Origin of the sequence: Glycomyces sp. NPDC048151, assembly GCF_043202775.1 — a bacterium.
Lineage (GTDB): Bacteria > Actinomycetota > Actinomycetes > Mycobacteriales > Micromonosporaceae > Glycomyces.
The window spans coordinates 554,339-573,194 of the sequence record NZ_JBIDBB010000002.1 but is presented as its reverse complement, the minus strand read 5'-3'; the positions used below and the strand labels follow the sequence as shown (position 1 = coordinate 573,194).

Annotated in this window: 16 protein-coding genes and 1 tRNA gene; 13 read left to right on the top strand and 4 right to left on the bottom strand. The window is 71.5% G+C overall.

Features of this window, described 5'->3' with window-relative positions:
- Positions 1-114 precede the first annotated feature (114 nt).
- The 7 genes from ACGGCP_RS06115 to ACGGCP_RS06085 all read left to right on the top strand — a co-directional run bounded on the left by ACGGCP_RS06115 (position 115) and on the right by ACGGCP_RS06085 (position 9,442).
- Complete coding sequence (locus tag ACGGCP_RS06115; protein WP_392961736.1) at positions 115-1,206, top strand: DUF1611 domain-containing protein; 1,092 nt, start codon at positions 115-117, stop codon at positions 1,204-1,206.
- Between the two features lie 331 nt (positions 1,207-1,537).
- Positions 1,538-4,195 (top strand): fibronectin type III domain-containing protein, encoded by a 2,658-nt coding sequence (locus tag ACGGCP_RS06110; RefSeq protein WP_392961733.1) that lies wholly within the window; start codon positions 1,538-1,540, stop codon positions 4,193-4,195.
- Between the two features lie 15 nt (positions 4,196-4,210).
- Positions 4,211-5,236, top strand: coding sequence for an AAA family ATPase (locus tag ACGGCP_RS06105; RefSeq protein ID WP_392961730.1), 1,026 nt, complete (start codon positions 4,211-4,213; stop codon positions 5,234-5,236).
- The gene (locus ACGGCP_RS06100; protein ID WP_392961727.1) at positions 5,233-6,486 is read left to right on the top strand and encodes a DUF58 domain-containing protein; all 1,254 of its coding nucleotides are present in this window, start codon (positions 5,233-5,235) and stop codon (positions 6,484-6,486) included. Before ACGGCP_RS06105 ends, ACGGCP_RS06100 begins: the two co-directional genes overlap by 4 nt.
- Entirely contained in the window at positions 6,483-8,624 is a 2,142-nt protein-coding gene (locus tag ACGGCP_RS06095) for a DUF3488 and transglutaminase-like domain-containing protein (RefSeq protein ID WP_392961724.1), read from the top strand. Before ACGGCP_RS06100 ends, ACGGCP_RS06095 begins: the two co-directional genes overlap by 4 nt.
- Positions 8,625-8,716: 92 nt before the next feature.
- A complete protein-coding gene (locus tag ACGGCP_RS06090; protein WP_392961722.1) occupies positions 8,717-8,932 on the top strand; it encodes a DivIVA domain-containing protein in 216 nt (71 codons plus the stop codon).
- Between the two features lie 9 nt (positions 8,933-8,941).
- The gene (locus tag ACGGCP_RS06085; RefSeq protein WP_392961720.1) at positions 8,942-9,442 is read left to right on the top strand and encodes a hypothetical protein; all 501 of its coding nucleotides are present in this window, start codon (positions 8,942-8,944) and stop codon (positions 9,440-9,442) included.
- Between the two features lie 52 nt (positions 9,443-9,494).
- Here the strand turns inward: ACGGCP_RS06085 and ACGGCP_RS06080 are convergent, their stop codons facing one another.
- Positions 9,495-10,160, bottom strand: coding sequence for an HNH endonuclease family protein (locus ACGGCP_RS06080; protein WP_392961718.1), 666 nt, complete (start codon positions 10,158-10,160; stop codon positions 9,495-9,497).
- A 243-nt stretch (positions 10,161-10,403) separates the two neighbouring features.
- On the opposite strand from ACGGCP_RS06080, the gene ACGGCP_RS06075 reads away from it, so the two are divergent.
- From ACGGCP_RS06075 to ACGGCP_RS06050, 6 genes are all read left to right on the top strand, one after another.
- Entirely contained in the window at positions 10,404-10,814 is a 411-nt protein-coding gene (locus ACGGCP_RS06075; protein WP_392961716.1) for a hypothetical protein, read from the top strand.
- Between the two features lie 78 nt (positions 10,815-10,892).
- Complete coding sequence (locus ACGGCP_RS06070; protein ID WP_392961713.1) at positions 10,893-11,936, top strand: FecCD family ABC transporter permease; 1,044 nt, start codon at positions 10,893-10,895, stop codon at positions 11,934-11,936.
- The gene (locus ACGGCP_RS06065) at positions 11,933-12,055 is read left to right on the top strand and encodes a hypothetical protein (RefSeq protein WP_392961712.1); all 123 of its coding nucleotides are present in this window, start codon (positions 11,933-11,935) and stop codon (positions 12,053-12,055) included. The genes ACGGCP_RS06070 and ACGGCP_RS06065 overlap by 4 nt, the downstream gene beginning before the upstream one ends.
- Positions 12,052-13,209, top strand: coding sequence for a FecCD family ABC transporter permease (locus ACGGCP_RS06060; protein WP_392961710.1), 1,158 nt, complete (start codon positions 12,052-12,054; stop codon positions 13,207-13,209). The genes ACGGCP_RS06065 and ACGGCP_RS06060 overlap by 4 nt, the downstream gene beginning before the upstream one ends.
- Positions 13,136-14,077: an ABC transporter substrate-binding protein gene (locus tag ACGGCP_RS06055; protein WP_392961708.1), complete on the top strand. Its 942-nt coding sequence runs from the start codon at positions 13,136-13,138 to the stop codon at positions 14,075-14,077. Before ACGGCP_RS06060 ends, ACGGCP_RS06055 begins: the two co-directional genes overlap by 74 nt.
- Before the next feature lie 155 nt (positions 14,078-14,232).
- The gene (locus ACGGCP_RS06050) at positions 14,233-15,552 is read left to right on the top strand and encodes a CshA/CshB family fibrillar adhesin-related protein (protein ID WP_392961705.1); all 1,320 of its coding nucleotides are present in this window, start codon (positions 14,233-14,235) and stop codon (positions 15,550-15,552) included.
- Positions 15,553-15,618: 66 nt separating this feature from the next.
- On the opposite strand, the gene ACGGCP_RS06045 is transcribed toward ACGGCP_RS06050, so the two are convergent.
- The 3 genes from ACGGCP_RS06045 to ACGGCP_RS06035 all read right to left on the bottom strand — a co-directional run bounded on the left by ACGGCP_RS06045 (position 15,619) and on the right by ACGGCP_RS06035 (position 18,811).
- On the bottom strand, positions 15,619-17,706 hold the full coding sequence (locus ACGGCP_RS06045) for a collagen binding domain-containing protein (protein WP_392961702.1): 2,088 nt from the start codon (positions 17,704-17,706) through the stop codon (positions 15,619-15,621).
- A gap of 168 nt (positions 17,707-17,874) precedes the next feature.
- A tRNA-Glu gene (locus tag ACGGCP_RS06040) sits at positions 17,875-17,950 on the bottom strand.
- A gap of 228 nt (positions 17,951-18,178) precedes the next feature.
- Entirely contained in the window at positions 18,179-18,811 is a 633-nt protein-coding gene (locus ACGGCP_RS06035; protein ID WP_392961699.1) for a hypothetical protein, read from the bottom strand.
- Positions 18,812-18,856 lie beyond the last annotated feature (45 nt).

Here is an 18,856-nt window from a genome sequence, read left to right as displayed (position 1 = left end):
CAACAGCGCAGCGATCGTTGCGCTAAACCACCGTGGTCACGTTCTGCACCACTGGTGTACTTCCATTCAGGCGGGTGTACCCCGCTGACCCTTATTGTCCTTTTTGGAGTGTGCATGCGCATTCGTGAGTTCTCTGCTGAGCTCGCTTCGCGGCTGAAAGTCGCCTACGCGGTCCGGAACGTCGACCTGACGACCCCCGGGCTGACCCTCGTCGACGGATGCGCGCCGCGACCCGGCCACATCCTGGCCGCGAGGGTTGACGCGATCGGCCACCACAACTGGCTCGAGCTCGGCACCGGCCGCAAGGCCGCCATCTACCCCGGAGACGAGATCCTCCTGGCCTTCGGCGAGCGCTACGCGCCCGACCAGTACGAGTCGCGCGTGCCCGAGGTCCTCGGCACCTCCGTCGACCTGGTCGCCGCGGGCGGCGTCGCGGGCGAGGTCCTCTCCCGCCACGGCGACATGCGCCCGCCGACCCGGCTGGAGCCCCTGGGCATCCTCGCCGACCGCGAAGGCGTGCCGATCGACCTGCGCCGCTACAGCGTGCTCGCGCCGTTCGGCCTCGGCGACCACCCGCCCGTGGTCTGCGTCGTCGGCACCTCCATGAACGCCGGGAAGTCCACCACCGCCGCCAGCGTGATCCGCGGCCTCTCGCGCGGCGGCCGCCGCGTCGCGGGCATCAAGATCACCGGGACCGGCGCCGGGGGCGACCCCTGGATGTTCCGCGACTCCGGCGCGGTCGTCGCCGCCGACTTCACCGACGGCGGCTACCCCACCACCGCGGGCATCCCGGTGCCCGAGCTCGCCGAGCTCGCCCAGACGCTCTACCACCACGCCGCCGCGCACGACGTCGACGCCGTGGTCATGGAGATCGCCGACGGCATCCTCCAGGCCGAGACCTCCGCGCTCCTGGAGCACCCGCTCGTGCGCGAGCTCGTCGACGGCGTGGTCCTCGCCGCGGCCGACGCCGCCGGAGCCCGCTACGGCGCGCAGCACCTGCGCGGCCTCGGCCTCCCGGTGATCGCCGCGTCCGGCAAGCTCACCCAGTCGCAGCTCGCGGTCCGCGAGGCGACGGCGGGCATGGACGCCCCGGTCTACACCCCCGGCGAGCTCGCCGAGGCGCATGTGGCCCAGGAGATCCTGACGCTGGCAGGCGTCGCGCGCTCCCGCCGCGGAGGCATCCTCGAACTCGGCGAGGCCGCCTAGCGGACGGCCATGGATAGACAGGTGTCGGCGGCCCGCACGAGGTCGCCGAGAAAGCGAACACTGGCAGACGACGAAGGCGGTGCGCCCAGCGCACCGCCCCTTTGCGTTTTCACGGGCTGTTTGTCCTGCCTGTACGTGTCGGTAGCCTGACCGACTCAGGCCACTTTGGCCCACCCCGGACCGATACCTTCCTGTGACAATGGCAGCCTGGTCCTCATTGCGCCGATGAATTAGGCTCGGGTTCGTGTGCCGCTCCCCGAGGCACCAGGGGCCCTTCTGGCGCTCGCGCCCCACAACCGGCATAGCTGACCCCGCAGAGGATTTCCCCCTTATGACCACTCGCAACGTCGACGCCCGACGCCTCAACGTCAAGGGCCTGCTCATCGCGGTAGGCCTGCCTGTGGTGCTCGTCGGCGCGCTCGTCGCCACCCTCCTCGGCACCGGCGCGTTCAGCCGCGACTCGGACCTCCAGGACGAGAGTCTCTGGCTGTGGACCACCCCGGCCGGCGAGATCGCCCGCGTCAACGGCCTCACCGCCGCCACCGACGTCCGGTTCCCCCTCACCGACGCCGCCGGGAACGAAGTCCAGATCGTCCAGACCGACTCGCACCTCCTCCTTCGCGAGATCGCCTCCGGCAAGGTCTCCGCGATCGACCTCTCCACCCTCGAACTCACCGGCAACGCCGAGACGGCCCCCGGCGAAGGCGTGCGGCTCGCGCTCGCCGACGAGGGCGCGTTCATCATCGACCAGACCCAGGGCCTGGTCAACCAGGTCGACCCGAGCACGCTCACCGCGATCGGCGACCCCCTCCAGTTCCCCGCCGGGCTCACCGGCGGCGCGTTCGACTCGGGCGGGAAGCTCTGGGTCGGCGTCCCCCGCGAAGGCACGATCGTCCAGATCGAGCCGAAGGACGAAGGCGCGAAGACCGTCAAGACCGAGGTCGTGGCCGAGCCCCGCCAGGAACTGGCGCTCACCGTCCTCGGTGACGGCGTGGCCGTGCTCAACTCGACCGCGAAGCAGATGACGACCCTCCGCGCGGACGGCCGCAAGTCCGTGACCGACGTCGAGCTCGCCGGTCCCGCCGAGACGGCCGACACGAGCCCCGGCACCATCGCCTCGGTCACCGTGACCGACCCGCCGTCGGTCGTCACCGTCAACGACGAGCAGGCGACCTCCTTCGCGATCTCCGCCGCCTCGTCGAACCTCCTCGGCGCCTCCGTCGAGTTCCACCAGCGCATCTACGTGCCGGACGGCGCTTCGGGCCTCGTCTGGGTCTACGACCTCGAAGGCAAGGAGCTCGACCGCATCGAGATCGACGCGGGCGGCGGCCCGGTCGAGATGTACCACACCGGCGACACGCTCTTCGCGAACGCGGTCAACACGAACGCGGCCGTCGTCGTCTCCTCCGACGGCAATGCCCGCAGCGCCGAGAAGGACCGCGACGACATCCTCGGCGGCAACGTCCCGCCCGAGGACGAGGAAGCGAACGGCGACGAAGGCGACGAGGACGGCAGCGAGGAGTCCGCCCCGCAGATCGGCCCGCCCGGCGCGGTCACCAACCTGCGCGGCACCGTCGGCGACGGCCTCATCAACCTCTCGTGGGACGCCGCGCCCAACAACGGCTCCGCGCTCACGAAGTACACGATCGAAGGCGCGGGCGGCACCTGGGAGATCGCCCCGGACCAGCGCGTCCTGGAGATCGGCGACCTCGAGAACGGCACGCCGTACACCTTCACCGTGACCGCCCACAACGCCGAGGGCCAGGGCGACAGCGCCACCTCGCCGTCGATCACGCCTTCGGCCGAGGTCCCCGACCCTGTCGGCAGCGTCGAGGCCACCGCCAACAACGACGGCACCGTCACGGTCAAGTGGGACGAGGCCAACGGTCAGGGCAACGAGGTCAGCGGCTACCAGGTCGAGGCCATCGGACCAGGAGGACAGACCGTGGTCGGCCAGTCCGACTCGACCACGTTCACCGTTCCCGAAGGAGCCCTTGACTACGGGACCGGCTACGTCTTCCAGGTGACCACCCTCGCCGGAGCCGCAGCTTCAGCGCCCTCCCCGCAGTCGAACTCGGTGACGCCGTTCAACGTCCCCGACGCTCCCAGCGAGCTTCTGGCCGAGACTGCTTCGGACGCAGCCGGGGCGATCGACGTGACCTGGCAGCAGCCGTCCAACAACGGCCGCGACATCACCAGCTACATCGTGCGGGCCGGGACGCAGACCGTCGAGGTCGCCGGCAACACGACCACCGCCCGAGTCTCCGGATTCAGCAACGGCGAGGAGGTCCCGGTCTCGGTGGTCGCCGTCAACGAGGCGGGCGAGTCCGAACCGGCCACGACCACGTCGAACACCATGGTCGCGCCGCAGGCGACCATCACCGGCTGGTCGAGCGACACCCACTACATGACGATCGACTTCACCTTCGACGACGGCGGCGGCGACGCCACCTGCCAGCTCTTCCGGCACCCGTACAACGAGGAAGTCCCCGACACCAAGGAACCGTGCGACGGGTCGATCACCTCGACCAAGTACTACTCGTCGACCGAGTACATCTGGCACGTCGAGATCACGAACCCCGTTGGCGCAGTGGACACCGCGACCCAGCAGACCAACACCAAGAACATCAACGGCTCTGTGTACTTCGGCTGCTCTGAGCAGAGCACCAACTACTGCGACACACCGAACGCCGACGGCGGTGGCGCCAACGGCGTCTCCATCCGCAGCGAACCGGGCGGCGGCACGCACCTCGGCTACGTCAACACCGGCAAGGCCCTGACCGCCAAGTGCTGGACCACCGGCGGGACCACCATCCCGCCGCGCGGCGATGAGACCGACGGCTATCACGACTACCACCCGGGCAAGGACGCCTCGAACAAGTGGATCCGAGTCAATTACGGCGACAACGAAAGAGCGTTCATCCCGTTCGTCTGGTACAACCTCGACGGCGAGGGAAAGAACTCGACCGGCGACCTGGTCGCCTGCTGATGAGAAAGAAGACCCATGCACGACACCTCGCAGACCCACCCGCTGCAAGTGCCTAGGCGCCTGCAGCAGCCGGTCCAGCTGGGCGCCGCGCAGGCCGAGCAGTTCGCCGCGACCTTCGAGGCGCTCGCCTCGGCGGTCGACACGGTCGTGCTCGGCAAGCCCGAGGTCGTGCGCCTGGCGCTGACCGCGATGTTCGCGCAGGGCCACATCCTGCTCGAAGACGTGCCCGGCACCGGCAAGACCACCATGGCCCGCACCATCGCGGCGGCCGTGAACGGCCAGTGGCGGCGGATCCAGTTCACGCCGGACCTGCTGCCGTCCGACGTCTCGGGCGTGACGATCTTCAACCAGGCCAGCGGGGCCTTCGAGTTCCACCCCGGCCCGGTCTTCGCGAACATCGTGATCGCCGACGAGATCAACCGGGCCAGCCCGAAAACCCAGTCCGCCCTCCTCGAGGTCATGGAGGAAGGCCGGGTCACCGTGGACGGCAGCCCGCACCAGGTCCCGCAGCCGTTCCTCGTGGTCGCCACGCAGAACCCCGTCGAGATGGACGGCACCTACCGCCTCCCGGAGGCCCAGCTCGACCGCTTCCTCGTGAAGCTCTCGGTCGGCTACCCCGTGGAGGCCGCCGAGATCGAGGTCCTGCGCGGCACGCACCAGCGCAGCCCCGAGCACCTGTCGCCCGTGGTCGACACCGACACGGTCGCGCAGATGGCGGAGATGGCCAAGAACGTCTACATCGCCGAGCCGCTGTACGCGTACCTCGTGCAGCTCGCGAACGCGACCCGCAACCACCCGCAGGTCGCCGTCGGCGTCAGCCCGCGCGGTCTCATCGCGTTGACCAGGGCCGCAAGCGTGTTCGCGCTCTCGCAGGGCCGCACGTACATCATCCCCGAGGACGTGAAGGCCCTCGCCGGGCCGGTATTCGCGCACCGCATCCAGCTCGCGCCCGACGCCGCCATGCGCGGCACGACCGGCGCGCAGATCGTCGCGGACGCCTTCGACCAGGTCCCCGTGCCGCTGCCGGCCTCGGCGGCATGAGCGAGTCCGGTCGGGCCGCCGGAGCCGGACCGGGCGAGGCCGAAAAGTCCATTTTGGCTGGTCATAGCCGTGTGAAGCGCGTCGCGAACCTCGCGCTCGCCGTCCCGGTCACCGGTCGCGGTGTCGCCCTTGCCATTGCGGCCGCCGCGCTCCTCGCCGCCGGTTGGGTCTGGGGCTACCCGGAGTTCGCCACGATCGGCGCGGCCGCCGCACTCGCCTGCGTCGCAGCGGGTTCGGTGATCGCCGCGAGGCCGCGCCTCGAAGTCGAACGCCGGGTCACGCCTGACCGGGTCTCGGTGGGGGACGACGCCCATGTCCACCTGAACGTGCGCAACGCCGCCCGCTGGCGCTCGGTGAACGCCCGCGCCGTCGACGCCTACGGCGGGACGGGCCTGGAGACCCGCCGCGTCGCCGTGCCGCTCGCGCGCCTGCGCCCGGGCAAGAGCGCCGGGGCGAGCTACCCGATCCGCACGGACCGGCGCGGCGTGATCGACGCCGGGCCCCTGAGCATCGGCAAACGCGACCTCCTCGGGCTGGCCGCGACCGCCGGGAACTTCGGCGGCACCGCCCGCCTGTGGATCCACCCGCGCCTGCACCAGCTCGGCCGCACCCCCGACGGCCTCGCCCGCTCCCTCGAAGGCACCGCCGACAAGGTCGAGCAGGGCTCGCTCACCTTCCACGCCTTGCGCGAGTACGTGATCGGCGACGAGCTGCGCCACGTCCACTGGCGCACCTCCGCGCGCATCGGCAAGCTCATGGTGAAGGAGCACCTCGACACCTCGCTGCCCACCGTCGCCATCGCCATCGACGACCGCGCCGAAAGCTGGCCGCATCCGGACCCCTTCGAGGCCGCCTGCGAGGCCGCCTACTCCGTCCTCACCGCGTGCTTCCGCGCCGAGTACCACGCTGCGCTCGTGCCCGCCTCGGGCGCGGTCGTCTCCGGGGCCGGGCGCGACTCCTACGGCGACCTCCTCGCCGAGCTCGCCCCGAACGCCTCGGACTCCTTGGGCGCGTACGTCTCCCGCCTCACCGCCGCCCGCTACGGCGACACGCTCGTGTGGATCACCGGGACCGAGCCGCCCACCGACCGCCTCGCGACCCTCAAGCGCGCCTACCCGACGGTGATCGCCGTGCACCTCGCACCCGGCCTGCCCACGTCCGCGTCGCTCGCCGGGGGCGTGCCCACGATCCGCGCCGCCGACGGCGAGCAGTTCGCCGCGGCCTGGAACAACGGCGGCACCCGACTGTGAACGCCCAGAACGCCAGACGCACCCGGTACCGCCTCCGCGTCGCCGCCGTCGCCGCCTGCCTCACCCTCATGTGCCTGGTCGCGGGCACTGTCGCCGCCCGCGTCTACCACGGCCAGCTGCTCCTGCTGCTGGTCGCCGGGGCCGCGTTCGGCGCGTTCGCGATCGGCTTCGCGCTGCGCAACAAGCCGTCGTTCCTCGCGCCCGGCGTCTCGGCAACCGGCCTCGCCGCGTACCTCCTCGCCGCGATCTGGTTCACCAGCGACGGCACCGACCCGCTCGGCGTCACGATCGTCGACGCGCTCGTCAACGCCGTGCCGCGCACCCTCACCGCGCTCATCCCTGTCGAGCCGGTCCCCGACACGATCATCGTGCCGGTCTTCCTCACCTGGCTCGCCGCCACGCTCTCGTGCGAGTTCGCGATCCGATACGGCCGCACGCTCCTCGGCTGCCTCCCGCCGACCCTGCTCTACGCCGCCGGGCTGTACCTCGTCGGCCCGAACGCCGACTCCGCCCCGCTGTACGCGATCGCATTCTGCGTCCTCGCCGCCGCGGCGCTGGCGGTGACCGCCGCGCCGCCCGAACGCAGGCCCGACCGCGACGCCACGGTGGACGGGGAAGCGCCGTCGCGCACGCCCGCGCTCATGGGCGCGGTCGTCACCACCACCGTGCTGCTCGCGGCCGTCGCGGTCCTCGGCCCGGCCGCCGCCCGGCTCGTCACCTCCAGCCCCGGCGACCCGCGCGAGTACGTGGAGCCGCCGGAGCTCACCGACATCGACCTCAACCCGCTCGTGCGCATCGCCGAGTGGGCGAAGTACCCCGAGCAGGAGCTGTTCAAGGCCGACACGAGCGCCGACGCGTGGATGCGCCTGGCCGTGCTCACCGAGTACGACGGCACGACCTGGCAGGCCACCGGCGACTTCCGCACCGCGGGCACCGTGGTCCCCGGCGCGGGCGAGGCCACCTACTCGGCCGACGTCGAGATCATCGAGCTCGGCGGGAAGCTCGTGCCCGCGCCCGCCGACCCCGCGACCGTCACCGACCTGCCGATCGCCGTGAACCTCTACACGAAATGCCTGCTCACCCCGGACGGCCTCGCCACCGGCACGAGCTTCCACGTCGACTCCGCGCTCGTGGCGAACGACCCGGCCGGGGCCGAGTCGGCCCGCCCCGACCTCTCCGACATCACCACGGTCGCCGTCCCGCCCGGCACCCCCGAGATCATGGCGACGATCGCCGAGTACATCAACGCCACCTACGACACGCCTTACGAACGGGCCCAAGGGCTCGCGGACTTCCTCTCGCAGCACTACGCGTTCGACGCCGAGGCGCCGTCAGGGCACGACCTGCCCGCGCTCGGGTTCTTCCTCGCCAGCCCGGTGAACGCGGGCGGCCAGCGCGGCACCAGCGAGCATTTCGCGGCCGCGTACGCGGTGATCGGCCGCCTCGTCGGCCTGCCGACGCGGGTCGTGGTCGGCTTCGACGTGCCCTCGGGTGCGAGCACGGTGACGGCGGCGCAGGGCCAGGCCTGGCCGGAGGTCGCGTTCGACGGGCCGGGCTGGGTCCGGTTCGATCCGATGCCGGCCGCCGGGGTCGCCCCGGTCCCGCCGGAGGAGACCCTGGAGAAGATGGAGGAGGAGACGCCGAGCCCCGAGGAGGCCGGGGGCGGCGGGGGCGAGGCCGAGGACTTCAACGACGAGGCGCTGGAGCAGGACGGCGACTTCAACGACCAGGCCGGGCAGGAGGACGCGGGGGTCCCGCGCTGGGTCTTGTACGCGGCGGGCGCGCTGCTGCTGGCATGCGTCCCGCTCGTGTTCAAGGCGCGGCGGGCGCTGCGGCGCAGGCGCAGGCTCCGGAAGGGGACGCCCGCCGAGCGGGTCGCGGGGGCCTGGGCGGAGGTGCTGGCCGAGGCCGCGCGGGCGGGCGTGAAGGTTCCCGGTCATGCGAACGCGGAGGAGGCGGCGGTGCGGCTCGCGGCGCTGAAGGCGGACATCGGCGCTCTGCCGCGTCTGGTGAACGCGGCGGCTTTCGCCCCGGGTGCGGTCTCGGAGGCCGACGCCGACGCCGCCACGGCATTGGTCGCACCTTTTGCACGGACAATTCGGCATCAAATGAAATGGGTGAGACGTTTCCTCACTTAACTTGTGGCCGTTACGAGTTGTTATGACCGTCGAAATTTGATGAAGGGCAGGGCGATCCCACTCAGTGGCGTAGACCTGGCAGACTGTGACGTATGGAGAACCCCTTCTTCTCTGTCCGTTTCCGCGGATACGACCGAGCCCAAGTCGACCGCGCCGTGGCCCGGATCAGGAAAGCCACCGAGGCAGGCGCGCCTCCGCACCCGGAATCCCTCAAGGATCTCGGCTTCCAGCTCGCGATGCGCGGGTACGACACCAAGGAGGTCGACGAGTACTTCTCCGAAGTCGCGAGATCCCTTCGGGGCGGCTAGTCTGGTGGCGTGACCGCGCAGGACCCGTACCAGCCCCACATGCAGCCGCCGCCTCCCCAGGCGCCGCCCGCACCGCCGGTCCACGGCTACGCGCAGCCGCAGTACCAGCACCCCTATCCGATGCAGCCGATGCAGCAGCCCGTCTGGCAGCCGATGGCAGTCCCCGCACCTGCCATGGTCGACGGCTTCTACCTCGTGCTGCCGCGGCTCAAGCCGATCCCCTCGGGCCCGGCCGCCGGTTCGCTGGTGGCCGGGATCGCGGGCGTCTGCGGCGCGATCCCGGGCCTGATCAGCGCGGTCTTCAGTCCTTGGGCCGGTCTCACGTTCTTCATGTCGGCGGCGCTGTTCGGCATCGGCTCGGTCTCGCTCGCGGTGTACGCGAAGCGCCAGATCCGGGCCGCCCACGGCGGCGTCTCGGGCAAGGGCGTGGCGACCACGGGGCTGATCCTGGGCCTGGTGGCCTGCGGGCTCGCGGTCCTGACGGGATTGATCGCGCTGGCGACCGCTTAGGCGTACGGAACGGCGGCCCTCTCGATCGCGAGAGGGCCGCCGTTCGCGTCGTCTAGCAGTAGGTGTTCAGGGCCGACTGGATCGCGGTCTTCTCCGCGGAGTTCACGGAGAGGCCGTAGAGGTACTTGACGTGGGTCCACGCCTTGACGTAGTCGCAGCGCACCGCGGTGTTCGGCGGCAGCCACTCGGCGGGGTCCTTGTCGCCCTTGGTGGAGTTGATCGACGTGGTGGCGATCCACAGCTGCGGGGAGTTGATGTCGTTGGCGAAGGCCTGGCGCCGGGCGGTCGTCCACGAGCTGGCGCCGGAGGCCCAGGCCTCGGAGAGGGCCACGACGTGGTCGATGGTGGCGTTGGAGACCGAGGTGGTCCAGACGTTGTCGAAGTCGGACTGCCAGCGCCCGGAGGTGGGCTGGCAGCCGTCGGAGGTGACGACGTTCTGGCCGTCGCGCTTGAGGATGTACTGGCGGGCGGTGCAGCTTCCGGTGCCGCTCACGGACTTCCAGTGCGGGAAGAGGTCGCGGTCGTAGGTGTCGCCGTTCGCCTCGTTGCGGACGGTGAGCGCGTTGAGCTCGGACTGCGCGGTCGAGAGCGAGGGGATGCCTGGGGGCCGGACGGCCTGGGCGGGGGCGGTGTCGAGGACGAGCATGGCGGCGACCGTGACGGCGGCGGCCGCCGCGACGGCGACGGCGCGTTTCAGGGCGCGTTTGACTGCAGGCATGCGAGCTCCAGATGGGGGAGTGGCCGTTGCGAAGGGGGACAGGCGGAGCGGCGCACGTACATGCGTCGATCTCCTGCGAATCATCGAATCATGGGATGTCGTGATCACGCAAGGGGTGAAACCATCTTTTACCTACCGGACACTACAAACTTACGAAATCATCCCTATGCGGACATCTGGCGAACCGGCGCACTCGCCACCGAAGTCCGGTTTCGCGGGCGGACGAATGGGTACGATCGCGGCATGACGATCAGCGGCACCGAATCGCGCCTCGACGGCCTCGCCCTCACCTACCTGCCCGAGGACCTCGGCGCGCCCTCCGACTTCGTGACCGAGTGGGAGGGCGTCGACTGCACGCAGCGGGTCTGGGAGACCGAGATCGAGCCCGGCTCCTGGCGCGTCGACCTCCAGGTCCAGGTCATGCGCGCGCCCCGCCTCAAAGACCTCGAAGCGCTCAAGGAGTTCCTCGTCGAGTACCACGAGCGCGGCGACGACTGGAGCCCGAGCGCCTTCGGCGACGACGGCTTCGCGAGCGAGCGCGAGATCGCCCGCCTCATCGAGCCCGGCCTCGCCGTCGAGGTGCGCGACCCCTTCGAGCGCAAGGGGTTCGAAGCGGTCAAGGCCGTCGCCGAAGGCATCCGGTACCCCGAATGACCTGGGGTCTCGCGCGCGCAAGTCACATTCCGCACGCGACGCTTCCCCATTAGGTTAGGCTCGCCTATGCTCTAGGGCGTGCCCTTCCCCGCCCGCCCGCACCTCCCGCGACCGCGCCCCGCCCGGACCGCGCGCGGGCGCGCACTCGTCATCGCCGCAGCGGCGATCGCCTTGGGCCTCATCGTGATCGCCTCGCTCGCCCTCGGCGCCCGCGACCTCACCCCCGCCGAGCTCTGGGGCGGCCTCACCCGCGCCGACCCGATCGCCGCCGCCGTCGTCTGGGAGCAGCGCGTCCCCCGCACCGCGGTCGGCCTCCTCGCCGGGGCCGGACTCGCCGTCGCCGGGGTCCTCATGCAGACCCTCACCCGCAACCCCCTCGCCGACCCACGCATCTTCGGTGTCGCCGCGGGCGCCAGCCTCGGCGTCGTCATCGGCCTCAGCGTCCTCGGCCTCACCGGCATCGGCCAGTACGTGTGGCTCGGCATCGCCGGGGCGCTCCTGGCCGGACTCGTCGGCTACGCCGTCTCCACGGTCGCCGCCCGCAACACCGGCGGCGGCACCGTCACCTACGCCCTCTGCGGCGCCGCCCTCGACGCCAGCCTCTCCGCGATGGTCTACGCCGTCCTCGCCACCGACGTGCACTCCTTCGACCAGTACCGCTTCTGGGCCGTCGGCTCCCTCGCCGGACGCGGCGCCGACGTCGCCTGGGGCATGGCCCCGTTCCTCCTGGGCGGCATCGCACTCGCGCTCCTCGCCGCCCGCGGCCTCGACGGCCTCCAGCTCGGCGCCGAAGCCGCAGCCGGACTCGGCCACCGCGTCGGCCTCACCCGCGCCGCCGCCGCCTCCACGGTGGCCCTCCTCACCGGCGCCGCCGTGGCCGCCGCCGGACCGATCGGCTTCATCGGCCTCGCCATCCCGCACCTCGCCCGCTGGGCCGTCGGCGCGGCCCACCGCAGCCAGATCGCCCTGAGCCTCATGCTCGGCCCCTGCATGCTCCTCACCGCCGACGTCATCGGCCGCCTCATCGTCCCCGGCGAAGCCCCCGCGGGCATCATCTGCGCCGTCATCGGCGCCCCGCTCCTCATCGCATTGGTACGGCGCGCAAGGACGGTCACCGCATGAGCCGCACTGAGACAGCCGCCCAGGCGCGGACCGCGACCGGCACCGGCCTGTCGCCAGCGGGGCCCGGCCACAGCTGCTACGCCCCGCTCGTTCGACCCGGCTGGACGGTGACCGCATGAGCCGCAACGACATCCGCCAGGAACCGCGCCGCACGGCCGACCCGGGCGAGCCTGCCGCACCGCCGCTCCCCGGCCGCACCGTCCTCCGCTCCGGCGGCCTCTCCGTCACCCTCCACCGCCGCAGCGCCGCCGTCTCGGCACTCCTCCTCATCGCCCTCCTCGGCGCCGTCACCGCCGCACTCTGCCTGGGCGACACCTACATCACCTTCGCCGACACCATCGCCACCCTCACCGGCCAAACCGGATACGACCGCACCATCGAGGTCCTCCGCCTGCCCCGCACCGTCCTCGCCGTCGCCGCCGGAGCCGCCCTCGGCATCGCCGGCGCCCTCATCCAGTCCGTCGCCCGCAACCCCCTCGCCAGCCCCGACATCATCGGCGTCACCGCCGGAGCCGGACTCGCCGCCACCTTCGCCCTCACCGCCGGACTCTCCTACGCGCTCCTCGCCCCAGCCGCCCTCACCGGCGGCCTCGCCGCCGCCGCGATCGTCCTCCTCGTCGCCAACCGCGGCTCGCTCTCCGCGCCCCGCTTCGTCCTCGCGGGCGTCGCCGTCGCCGTCCTCCTCAAATCCGGCACCCAGATCCTCCTGCTCGCCGCCGACGCCATCGACGCCCAGCGCGCCCAGATCTGGCTCATCGGCACCCTCGCCGGACGCGGCTGGAACGAAGCCGCCTTCCTCGCCGTCTTCCTCCTCCTCGCCCTCCCCGCCCTCGTCTGGGCCCAGCGCGCCCTCGACACCACCGACCTCGACGACCCCACCGCCACCGGCATCGGCGTCCGCGTCACCGGCCAGCGCCTCGGCCTCGCCGTCCTCGGCGTCGTCCTCGCCTCCGCCGCCGTCGCCCAGGTCGGCGCCGTCGAATTCGTCGCCCTCGCCGCACCCCAGATCGCCCGCCGCCTCGCCCGCACCTCCCGCCCGCCCCTCCTCGCCTCGGCCCTCACCGGCGCCGTCCTCCTCGTCCTCGCGGACTGGCTGGGCCGCACCGCGTTCGGCGACTACCAGATGCCCGCAGGAGTCCTCACCGCCGCACTCGGCGGCGTCTACCTCATCTACCTCCTGCTCACGAAAGGAACCCGAAATGAGAAGAGCACTCCTGGCCGCAGGCCTCGCCTCGGCCTGCGCGGTCGCGCTGGCCGCGTGCGGGACCTCTGACCCCGCCGCCGAACGCAACGACGCCGAGGGCGAGACCCGGACCATCGAGCACGCGATGGGCTCGACCGAGATCCCCGCGGACCCGCAGCGTGTCGTCGTCCTCGACACCGACAAGATCGACACCGCGCTCTCGCTCGGCGTCACCCCGATCGGCGCGGCCCGCGCGAGCGAGACCGAACTGCCCGGCTACCTCGGCGACCTCTCCGGAGTCACCGTGGTCGGCACCACCGCCGAACCCGACCTCGAGGCGATCGAGGCCCTCGAGCCCGACCTGATCCTCGGATCGAAGTTCCGCCAGGAGGCGTTCTACGACGAGCTGAACGCGATCGCCCCGACCGTGTTCACCGAGCTGGTCGGCCTCACCTGGAAGGAGAACTTCCTCCTCGACGGCGACGCGCTCGGCAAGGGCGAGGAGGCGAAGCAGCTCCTCGCCGACTACGAGACCCGCGCGGCCGACTTCGGCGCGTCCCTCGGCGACGCGGTCGCCACCGAGGTGAGCATCGTGCGCTTCATGCCCGACCAGATCCGCGTCTACGGCCCGGACTCCTTCTCCGGCATCGTCGTCGGCGACACGGGCCTGGCCCGGCCCGAGCTGCAGCTCCTGGCCGACGCCGAGGACAAGCGCTTCGGTGAGGTCTCGGCCGAGGAGCTCGACTCCGTCGGCGGCGACGTCGTCTTCTACTGCGCGTACGGCGCCGACGGCGAGACGATGCTCGCCGAGTACACCGGCGGGGAGCTGTGGCAGTCGATCCCGGCGGTCCAGGAGGGCAAGGCCCACAACGTGGACGACGAGGTGTGGATGACCGGCATCGGCGTCACCGCCGCCGGGATGATCCTCGACGACCTCGAGCAGTACCTCGCGGCCTGAACCGCCGCGAGCTGAGACGGGCCGCCTTCGGGCGGCCCGTCGTTCGTCCCTGTGGCCTGCCCTGTCCCTTATGCTCACTGGACCGATCAGACAAAAGCGACTTTTCGCGTCTCGGTATCTCCAGTTTCTCCAGCGATCACGCAGGGACATTCACAGTGCAGACTCTTGCCAGACTGGCGGCGGCGTTCGCCGTCGTCGCGGCCGGGACCCTCTTCGGGACTCCGGCGGCGGCGCAGACCACAGGGTGCGGGTACGGATCGGGCGGCGACTACGCCAACACGATCTGCTGGATCGACATGACCGGCTTCGACCAGGCCACCGCGATGTCCGACGCCGGGCAGCCGATGGAGATCGAGCTGACGCCCGACTACACGATGTCGTTCACGTTCAAGGTCGAGCCGGGGGCCAACGGCTACCGCACGCTCAAGGCGACCGCGTTCCCCACCTACGCCAAGGCCCCGATCGGCAACACCGTCTACACCGGCACGCCCGGCAAGCCCGCGCTCTACCAGCAGGTCGACGGCGGCACGGGCGCCTCGGGCGACCTCGGCACGCTGACCATCGAGGACCTGGTCGTCACCGGTCCCTCCGGGACCGCCGTCGACGGCTACGGCATCGTCATGGCCGACGCCGAGACCACCAACCGCCAAGAGGGCCTGACGTTCTCGTCCGACCAGCCCATCGAGGAGCTGGCCCGCGCGACGATGCCCGACGCGCAGCCCGCGTGCGGCCAGGAGCTCTCGGGCCTCGGCACGACCTCGGTCACGTGCAAGGGCGACACCGCCGGGGGCCTCCCGGTCGACGAGATCCTCCTCTACTCGGTCGCCCCCACCACGGCCACGATCGGCTTCCTCGACCGCACCGCGAACGCGGTGCAGGGCGTCGCGTTCGGCATCCTCACCGCGAAAGTGGGCATGACCAAGACCGTCGAGGACAAGACCGACGACGCCGACTCCTTCGCCCTGTCCATCGAGGACGAATCAGGCGAAGCGATCGGCGAGGCCTCCACTGAAGGCGGCGACTCCGCTTCCATCGAGCCGCAGACGGTCCTCGCCGCGCTCGGCGGACGCGACTACACGTTCGCCGAGACCGCCGAGGGCGGCACCGACCTCTCCACGTACACGCAGTCCTGGTCGTGCACCAACAACGGCGAGGCCGACCCGTCCCTGCCGTCCGGCGACGGCACCTCGCAGATCGTGCAGGTCATGGTCGGCGACGACATCGAATGCGCCGTCACCAACACCGGCACGCCCCCGGGCCCCTCGCCGAGCCCCGACCCGAGCGGCTCCGGCGACCCGTCCGACCCCGGCCCCTCGGGATCCTCCCCCTCCGAGCCTGACGGGGCGCTGCCGGTGACAGGCGGCTCCGGGATGCTCTACGCCGCCCTCGGCGCGATCGCCCTCACCGCCGCCCTGGTCGGCTGGCTCATGGTCCGCCGCTCCCGCAGGGCCTCCGGCGAGTGGGGGAGCGCCTGACGCAGCAGCGAGAAGGGGGCGGGCCCACAGGCCCGCCCCCTTGCATACTGCGCTTGCTGATCGGCCTCAGATCAGCGGATCGGAGGACCCGTCCCGCCGCGCCCGCGCTGCGGCGACCATCACCGCTCCGGCGCCGAGCAGGAACACGGCCGCCATGAGCCCCGGGTAGAGGCCGGCGCCGGTGAGCGGCAGACCGCCGTAGGCTCCCTCGTGCGAGGAGCCGCCGGGACTGCCCGCCGGTCCGCCGGGACCCTCGTCGGCGTCGCCGGAGGGCTCCTCGCCGGGATCGTCACCCGGTTCGTCGCCCGGCTCGTCACCGGGGTCGCCCGGAGGGACGCCCGGGTCGTCGCTGAGGATCTCGGCGAGTTCGAAGTCGGCGACCGCGTCGCCGCAGGTGTCGCTGTTGGACACGGTCCGCACGCTCGCGCCGACGACCTCGTACCCGGCGGGCGCGGTGACCGCCACCGAGTGGCTCCCGGCGGGCAGGTCGCCGACGCTGAAGACGCCGTCGTCCCCGGTGGTCGCCTGCCGGGCCGAGTCGTCCTCCGGCGTGACCGTCAGCGCCACGTCGGCCATCGGCTCCCCGCCCGGCCCGGTCACCGTCCCGACCACGGCGGCGGGCTTGGAGAAGAGGAAGTCGACGCTGTCGACGTCGTCCCCGGCCATGGTGACGCTCTGGGACATCGGTCCCTCCGCGTCGTGCCCTTCGGGCTCGTCGGCGGCGACGGTGTAGTCGCCCGAGGCGAGACCGTGGAACACGTAGATGCCGTCGCCGTTGGTGACGGTGGACTCGGTCGATCCGTCGGGCTTCGTGAGCGTCACGGTCACACCGGCCATGGGCTCGCCGCAGGCGACCGCGCTGCCGAACAGGCTCGGCTGCTGGGTCAGCACGAAGTCCTGGCCCGCGATCGGCGTGGTCTGCCCGGTCGCGACCGTGACGTCCCGCTGCGACGCGCCGTCGTAGTCGTACCCCTCGGGCTCGTCGACGGTGACGGTGTGGTCGCCCGCGGGGACCTCGTCGAACAGGTAGTTCCCGTCGGAGTCGGTGACGGTGGTGAGCTCGGTCCCGTCCTCGAGGGCGATCGTCACCGGGATGCCGCCGAGACCCTGCCCGTCCGAAGTGGAGACGTTGCCGCTCACCGAGGTCGGTACGATGTCGCGCAGCGCGAAGTCCGCGGCGGCCGCCGGACACGAGTCCAGGTCCACGGCCTGCCGCTTCGCGCCGTCGACGATCTTCCCGTCCGGGGCGATGACCTCCACGGTGTACTCGCCGCCGACCAGGTAGTCGGCGAACGTGTAGGTCCCGTCCGCGGCGGTCGTGGTCGACTCCAGTACGTGCCCGTCGGCGTCGACGAGGTTGACCTTGACGCCCTCGAACCCGGTGCCGGAGTCGGTGACCGTGCCGGTGACGTCGCAGCCCAGCGACGCGAACCAGGTCTGGTAGACGGGGAACCCGGCCCGCCTCGTGAACACGAACGTCAGCGACGCGACCTCGGCGGTCGGCTCGAACCATCCGCTCGCGCCGTCGGTGTCGGACGCGGCGTCGTTCCCGGTCAGCGTCTGCGTCCCGGCGTCCCAGGTCGGCTGGTCGGAACCGTCGCCGGAGCACGACGGGCCCCCGGCCGACACGGAGCCGCAGTAGTTGAACGCGCCTTGGAACCCCAGCTGGGACGCCGTCAGTGTCGACCCGTCGGGGCCCTTCGCGATGACCTTGACCTCGTCGGCGTCCACGTCCCCCAAGGCGAAGGCCCAGCCGCCCGGCGGCACGGGCTCGTCGAACGCGTACGTCGTGTAGGAGGGCGAATCGGCCCGGTCGGCCTGCGGCCGCAGGTTCACGTACGGCTCGTTCCGCGAGGACCCGTACTTCGCGCCGATCGGTGTGCCCTCCGACAGCCACGTCGACTGCCCCGAGATGACCCCCACGCCGCCGCCGCGCGAGTTCGAGCTCATGCCCGCCAGGATGCCCGGGCTGGTCGTGAACGTGGTCGACGTGTGGTATTCCCCGGGGCCGCCCCCGAAGTCCTCCCACGTGTTCCACGCCCCGCCCGCCTGCGCCCGCGCGGCCCGGTCGAACACCGCCCCGCCCGACACCACCGCCAACAGCGCGGCGAGCACCACCGTCAATACCCTTGTAGACAATCGCCAGCCATGCATGCAGGCAGCCTAAGACAAAACAGGCACAATACTGCCTAAACATTCCACTATGCCAGAAAATCCCGAAACCATCCGCGACCCCGAGGGCCGACCCCCGCTCACCGGCAAGACGCCCCAGTACAGCAAAAGAGCCCCAGCTGCGCTGAGGCTCTGAACTGCGTATCTAACTGGTACTCCCGAGCGGATTCGAACCGCCGTTTCCGCCTTGAGAGGGCGGCGTCCTAGGCCCCTAGACGACGGGAGCTTGGCCTTTGTCATCCGCGGCTTGCCGCGGCAACGACGACAACTCTACATGGCAGTGGGCGGGGGTCCGCAACCGGGATACCGCTTGTGACGCGGCCTACCTTGCGGCCGCTCCGGAAGCGGCGCGGGCCGGGTCGGCGCCGACACCTTTTCAGGTGAACCCCCGTGGCGCCGGGTCCCAGCCCGCCGAGCGACTGTAACGCGATCCGCGGCCTGGCGGCGGCGGATCCTACTGGTTGGCCGTCCCGCCCTGACCGGTGATCTCGTCGATCCAGGCGGCGTCCACGCCGTCGTGGTAGTTCACGAGCTTCGCGGTGTACGCGGTGTCGCCGACCTTCGCGCTGACGCTGGCGATGACCCCGACCGTGGTCACGCAGACCTCGTAGGCGCCCACGGTCGCGTCCTCCGCGCCCTGCACCTCGACGCAGTCGGCCAGCTCGCCCGCGAGCGTCGTGTTCGAAAAGACGGTCGAGGCCGACGGGTCCGCGGAGGTCTCCGAGAGCCACGCGGCCACGGTCTCGTCAGGGGGCAGGAAGCCTTCGAGCTCCTGGCTCAGCCACAGGTCGATACCGGCGGCGTCCTCGCCCGCCCACAGGCTCGGCCGGTCGCCGACGACGACGGCGGCGGTCCCGGCCTCCGGGTCCACCGCCACGAGCACGGACTCCTCCGAGTCCTCGATGAGGTACTCGGCGGTGTAGGCCGGCCGGTCGCCTTCGACGAGGCGGCCGCTCAGCTCGGTGAGCGCGGCCTGCTCCTCCGAGGCCGACTCGCCGCCCTCGCCGCCGTCCGAGCATCCGGCCAGGGCGAGGAGCGCCGCCGCGCCCAGTACAGCGCAGCGCCGCAGGGGGTTCTGCAGGATCATGGGGCTCCACTTCCATTGCGCCAGGCGAGGGGGACCGCCGTCGCG